The 5,610-nt window shown below is 69.6% G+C and carries 8 protein-coding genes and 1 pseudogene; 7 read left to right on the forward strand and 2 right to left on the reverse strand.

Annotated features, from left to right (window positions below; translation table 11 throughout):
• The 4 genes from AC07CM_RS50275 to AC07CM_RS50290 form a co-directional block, all read left to right on the forward strand.
• Positions 1-112, forward strand: a 112-nt coding sequence (locus AC07CM_RS50275; RefSeq protein WP_478883271.1) for a DUF6421 family protein, incomplete at its 5' end; no start/stop codon positions are given.
• Positions 109-900 carry an SDR family NAD(P)-dependent oxidoreductase gene (locus AC07CM_RS50280; protein ID WP_478883265.1) on the forward strand — a complete coding sequence of 264 codons (792 nt, stop codon included), beginning with the start codon at positions 109-111 and terminating at the stop codon, positions 898-900. The genes AC07CM_RS50275 and AC07CM_RS50280, both read left to right, overlap by 4 nt.
• A complete protein-coding gene (locus tag AC07CM_RS50285) occupies positions 897-1,967 on the forward strand; it encodes a threonine aldolase family protein (protein ID WP_478883266.1) in 1,071 nt (356 codons plus the stop codon). Before AC07CM_RS50280 ends, AC07CM_RS50285 begins: the two co-directional genes overlap by 4 nt.
• 73 nt (positions 1,968-2,040) lie before the next feature.
• Positions 2,041-2,634 (forward strand): transglutaminase domain-containing protein, encoded by a 594-nt coding sequence (locus AC07CM_RS50290; protein WP_478883267.1) that lies wholly within the window; start codon positions 2,041-2,043, stop codon positions 2,632-2,634.
• Between the two features lie 135 nt (positions 2,635-2,769).
• On the opposite strand, the gene AC07CM_RS50295 is transcribed toward AC07CM_RS50290, so the two are convergent.
• Positions 2,770-3,498 (reverse strand): lysophospholipid acyltransferase family protein, encoded by a 729-nt coding sequence (locus AC07CM_RS50295; RefSeq protein ID WP_478883268.1) that lies wholly within the window; start codon positions 3,496-3,498, stop codon positions 2,770-2,772.
• 190 nt (positions 3,499-3,688) lie between these two features.
• Positions 3,689-4,105, reverse strand: a complete 417-nt coding sequence (locus tag AC07CM_RS50300; protein ID WP_478883269.1) for a DUF4395 domain-containing protein — start codon at positions 4,103-4,105, stop codon at positions 3,689-3,691.
• A gap of 75 nt (positions 4,106-4,180) precedes the next feature.
• On the opposite strand from AC07CM_RS50300, the gene AC07CM_RS50305 reads away from it, so the two are divergent.
• The 3 genes and pseudogenes from AC07CM_RS50305 to AC07CM_RS50315 all read left to right on the forward strand — a co-directional run.
• A complete protein-coding gene (locus tag AC07CM_RS50305) occupies positions 4,181-4,594 on the forward strand; it encodes a TlpA family protein disulfide reductase (RefSeq protein ID WP_478883272.1) in 414 nt (137 codons plus the stop codon).
• 208 nt (positions 4,595-4,802) lie between these two features.
• Positions 4,803-5,312, forward strand: a complete 510-nt coding sequence (locus AC07CM_RS50310) for a flavin reductase family protein (protein ID WP_478883270.1) — start codon at positions 4,803-4,805, stop codon at positions 5,310-5,312.
• A gap of 217 nt (positions 5,313-5,529) precedes the next feature.
• Positions 5,530-5,610, forward strand: a pseudogene (locus AC07CM_RS50315) (electron transfer flavoprotein subunit beta); the annotation flags it as partial.

A 5,610-nucleotide genomic window follows, 5' to 3' on the forward strand; every position in this document is an offset into this window, starting at 1 on the left:
GGACGAGTTTCCGCTGAGCATGTTCTATGAGGCCCTGTCCAAGAAGCTGAAGAATGTGATCGCCTCCACCAAGGGCATCACGGCGGACAGCGCCGAGCGGATCGCCGCGTGAGCGACCGCATCCGGAACACTGCTTCAAAGGGGAAGAACGTGGGGAACAACGGGTCTCTCAGCGGTGCGGTGATCGCGGTGGCCGGCGCGGGCGGACCCGCGGGACGGGCGGCGCTGCTGCGCCTGGCCGAGGCCGGCGCGACGGTCGTAGGGGCGGACAACGATCCGCAGCGGCTGTCGGAGGCAGTGGACGCCGCTCGGTACGCCTCCGGCGGTGCCTCCGTCACCGGCGACACCGTGGACCTGCTCGATCTGCAGTCCACCCGCGACTGGGCCACGCACATCGAGAAGGACTTCGGCCGGGTCGACGGCCTCGTGCACCTGGTCGGCGGCTGGCGCGGCAGCGAGACCTTCACGAAGACCAGTCTCGACGACTGGGACTTCCTGGAGCTGCTGCTCGTCAAGACCGTGCAGCACACCTCCCTCGCCTTCCACGAGGCGCTGCTGCGCAGCGACCGCGGCCGGTACGTCCTGATCAGCGCCGCCGGCGCCAGCAAGCCCACCGCGGGCAACGCCGCCTATGCCGCGGCCAAGGCCGCCGCCGAGGCGTGGACGCTGGCCATGGCCGACTTCTTCCGCAAGGCGGGGGGCGCCGAGGGGCCGACGTCCGCGGCTACGATTCTCGTGGTGAAGGCGCTGGTGCACGAGGCGATGCGCGCCGAACGCCCCAACGCGAAGTTCGCGGGCTTCACGGACGTCAAGGACCTGGCCGAGGCCATCGAGGGCGTCTGGAGCAAGTCCGCCGCAGAAGTGAACGGAAACCGTCTGTGGCTGACCGAGAAGTCGTGAACCCTCCCAGGACCGACGCGCGTCGTCACCACGACCCGGAGATCCGCGGTTTCGCCAGCGACAACTACGCCGGGGCACACCCGGAGGTGATGGCCGCCCTGGCCCTGGCCAACGGCGGCCACCAGGTCGCGTACGGCGAGGACGACTACACCGAGAACCTCCAGGGGATCATTCGCAGCCACTTCGGCTCCACCGCGGAGGCCTTCCCGGTCTTCAACGGCACCGGCGCGAACGTCGTCGCGCTCCAGGCGGTCACCGACCGCTGGGGCGCGGTGATCTGCGCCGAGAGCGCGCACATCAACGTCGACGAGGGCGGCGCTCCCGAGCGCATGGGCGGTCTGAAGCTGCTGACCGTGCCCACGCCGGACGGCAAGCTCACGCCCGAGCTGATCGACCGGCAGGCCTGGGGCTGGGAGGACGAGCACCGCGCGATGCCGCAGGTCGTCTCGATCACCCAGAGCACGGAGCTGGGCACGCTCTACACGCCGGAGGAGATCCGGGCGATCTGCGAGCACGCCCATGCGCACGGCATGAAGGTGCACCTCGACGGCTCCCGGATAGCCAACGCCGCCGCGTCCCTGAACGTGCCCATGCGGACGTTCACCAACGCGGTCGGCGTGGACATCCTCTCGCTGGGTGGGACGAAGAACGGCGCGCTGTTCGGCGAGGCCGTCGTGGTGATCAACCAGGACGCCGTGCGCCGGATGAAGCACCTGCGCAAGCTGTCCATGCAGCTCGCGTCCAAGATGCGGTTCGTGTCGGTGCAGCTGGAGGCGCTGCTCGCGAAGGACCTGTGGCTGCGCAACGCCCGGCACGGCAACGAGATGGCGCAGCGGCTCGCGGAGGGCGTGCGCGCGGTGCACGGGGTGGAGATCCTCTACCCGGTGCAGGCCAACGGTGTCTTCGCGAAGCTTCCGAACGACGTGAGCGAGCGGCTGCAGAAGCGGTTCCGGTTCTACTTCTGGGACGAGGCCGCCGGCGTGGTGCGCTGGATGTGCTCCTTCGACACCACCGAGGAGGACGTCGACACCTTCGTGGCGGCGCTCAAGGAGGAGATGGCCCGCTAGGGCGATGCATAGATATGCGGTCACCTGAAAAGTCATTGACTGTCGGGTGATCGCATTCCTATGCTCTGCGGGCATGGACCTGATCCAGAACACCGCCGACCTGTCCGCCTACCTGGCCGCCGACGAGGCCATTGACCACCAGCACCCCGAGGTGCGGCAGACGGCCGCCCGGCTGGCCGAGGGAGTGGCGGACTCGTATGCCTATGCGCGAGCCGCGTATGAATTCGTACGCGACGCCATTCCGCACTCCGCCGACAGCGGCGACCCGCGCGTCACCTGGCGTGCCTCGGACGTGATCGGGCAGCGCACGGGCATCTGCTACGCCAAGGCGCACGCACTGGCCGCCCTGCTGCGGGCCGAGGACATCCCCACGGCTCTGTGCTACCAGCGGCTGGCCCACGACGACGGCAGTGGCCATGCCCTGCACGGGCTGGTCGCCGTGCGCTTCCGCGGGGCCTGGCACCGGCAGGACCCGCGAGGCAACAAACCGGGCGTGAACGCGCAGTTCTCCCTGGACGGCGAACGGCTGGCGTGGAACCCCGATCCCGCGTCCCGTGAGCTGGACCATCCGGTCCTGTACGCCGAACCGCACCCGGCCGTCCTCGGCGCGCTGAAGGCCGCCAGAGACCGTCAGCACCTGTGGGAGACACTCCCGGACACCCTCTGAGCCGAGGAAGGGAGCGCGCTCGCGACGGGTCCGGCAGGGAGGCGAGTTCAGCGACGCTCGCCCCGCTGCCGAGCCTGCAGGTGACGGCCACCGAACTCCGCCGGCCTGCTGCGGAAGTTCAGCCCGGACTCGGCGTCAGTGCGCCTCGGCCGCCCGGAGTTGTTCCACCGTCGGGGCCGTGCCTCCGAGGTGGGCCGGGAGCCACCAGGTCTCCGTCGCGTCCTTCGGGCGCGTGGGGTAGGCGCGCTGGGCGGCCTCGAGGAGTTCCTGGACGCGCTCGCGCAGACGGCGGGTGATGGCGCCCGCGTACTGGTCGCGGGGGGCATCGACCGGCTCGCCGACCCGGATGGTGACGGGGGTGTGGCTGCGCCTGAAGTTGCGGGGCTGCCCCTTGGTCCACAGCCGCTGTGTGCCCCACACCGCCATCGGGACGAGCGGGACGCCCGCTTCCTGGGCGAGGCGGGCCGCGCCCGACTTGAAGCTCTTCAGCGTGAAGGACTGAGAGATCGTGGCCTCCGGGAACACCCCGATGACCTCGCCCGAACGCAGCGAGTCCAGAGCGTGGGCGAAGGCGGCCTCGCCCTGCGTGCGGTCCACCGGGATGTGCTTCATGCCGCGCATCAGCGGCCCGGACACCTTGTGCCGGAAGACGGACTCCTTCGCCATGAAGCGCACCAGACGCTTCTGCGGCAGGGCCGCCAGGCCGTTGAAGATGAAGTCCAGGTAGCTGATGTGATTGCTCACCAGAACGGCGCCGCCCGAGCGCGGGATGTTCTCCGACCCCTTGCAGTCGATCTTCAGGTCCCAGACCTTGAACATCGTCCTGGCGAGACCGATGACGGGACGGTAGACCAGCTCTGCCATGGGCGGGGTGGACCCTTTCTGCTCTGCTCGGGAAAGGGGGATCCCGACGGGAAAGTTACGCAGCCGTAGGTTTTACGGCGTCTCGCAGATCGTGCCCGAAGAACGGACGGGTAGCCAGTCCTGGTGCCGCGCGGCGGGGAGATCCTCGTCACGTCGGCCTAGTCCCCCGGGTCGATCCTTCGAGCGTCCGTCACTCGGCGCGCACCGTGACCCTCTTCAGGAGCAGGTACATCTCGCACCCCAGGCAGTAGCCGAACGCCGCGTTGAGGAAGGCGGCCGCGAGTGCCGCCCCGGTCGCCGCGAGCCCCAGCCAGGCCGGCCCCACCGTGAACCCGACGAGCCCGAGCCCGCCGAACACCAGTCCCACGGCCTGTGCGAACCGCGGTGGTTCAGGCGCCTCGAACTCCGTGGGCGGCCCGAGCCTCGGCCGCACCAGCGTCTGGAAGAGCCGGCCGTACGGGGACCTGCCCACCCCGCCCGCCGCGCCGAGCGCGAACGCCACCGTCTGCCAGGCCAGTAGCCAGGAGCTCTGCGTGATGAGCGCGACCGCCAGCACGACGGTCGTAACGGCCGCTCCGAAGCGCGGCCCCCTTGCGTCGATGTCCATGAATCAAGCATTCCGCAGCGGAAACCCGTCCGGGAGACGGGAATCTTTGCAGTCTGATGAATGCTTGTGCAGATGATGACGGGACTGGTGGTGTGCGTGGCGGCGCTCGCGTTGGCGAGCGCCTACGGAGTGCTGCACAAGCGGCGGAGCGGGAGAGTACGGGTGCGCGGACGGGACGACGGCAAGCGGCTCGGTGCGACCGAGCTGGGCGGCGAACTGGGGGCACGGGCCACGCTCGTGCAGTTCTCCAGCGCCTTCTGCGCACCCTGCCGGGCCACCCGGCGCATCCTCGGCGAGGTCGCCGAGATGGTCCCGGGCGTCACCCACGTCGAGATCGACGCCGAGGCCCGTCTGGACCTCGTACGCGAGCTGGACATCCTCAAGACGCCCACCGTGCTGGTCCTCGACGCGGACGGCCGGGTGGTGCGGCGCGCCACCGGACAGCCGCGCAAGGCCGACGTCGTCGCGGCCCTGGGGGAGGCGGTGTGAGGGCGCTCGGCGGCACGGTGAGGCATCTCCCAGATACCGGGACCAACTTGACTGCGCGGGCCACCTATCGTCAGCCTGACCCCATGCCGACCGAAATCCTTCTCTTCGGGCGGGTCCACGTCGACCTGGCCCGCACCGCGAGCGCGCGCTGTCCGGGCTGTTGAGCAGCCACGGACCCCGGCCCCACCCCTCGCAGAAGGACAACTCCATGACGGCCACTCCCGACCTCGGCACCTTCCAGCTCGCCTCTCCCGACCTGTTGCGCTCCACCTTCCGCCGGCATGCCGCCGGTGTCGCGGTGATCACCGCGCACGGTGCCTCCGGCCCGGTCGGCTTCACCGCCACCTCCCTCACCTCCGTCTCGGCCGATCCCCCGCTCGTCTCCTTCGGCATCGGCACGGGCGCCTCGAGCTGGCCCGCCGTGTCCGAGACCGAGTACGTCGGCATCCACATACTCGGCGAGCACCAGCCCGACCTGGCCGCCACCTTCGCCCGCAGCGGTGCCGACCGCTTCGGCGCGCCCACGGCCTGGCGAGAGGGCCCGAACGGCGTACCCGTCCTGGACGACGTGCTGGCCTGGCTGGTCTGCCGGATCGTCGGCCGGGTCCCGGCCGGTGATCACCGCATCGTGCTCGCCGAGGTGGTCCTCGGGGACTCAACAGGTGCGGGCCGCCCCCTCCTTTACCATCAGGGCCGCTTCAACAGCCTGCGGGATTGATCACTCCGCTCCCACCTGCGAAGTCGTCCAGTTCCGGTTACGCTGCGTTGCGAAGGTCACAGTTCAAAGCGCTTGCTTAGCGGGCATGAAATGGGTGTACTGGCGAGTAATATTTCGGTCGGAGCGCGCGTACGCCCCGACCGGGATCGGCCGCTTCAGGCGCCTATGCTGCCTGCAAGAGGCAGCCCGGAAATGACGATGCAGTAGGAGAGCCGGCGTGAGCTTGAGGATCGTTGTCACTGTGAAGTACGTGCCCGACGCCACTGGCGACCGGCACTTCGCCGATGACCTGACCGTC

It is taken from the genome of Streptomyces sp. NPDC044061 (assembly GCF_056434305.1).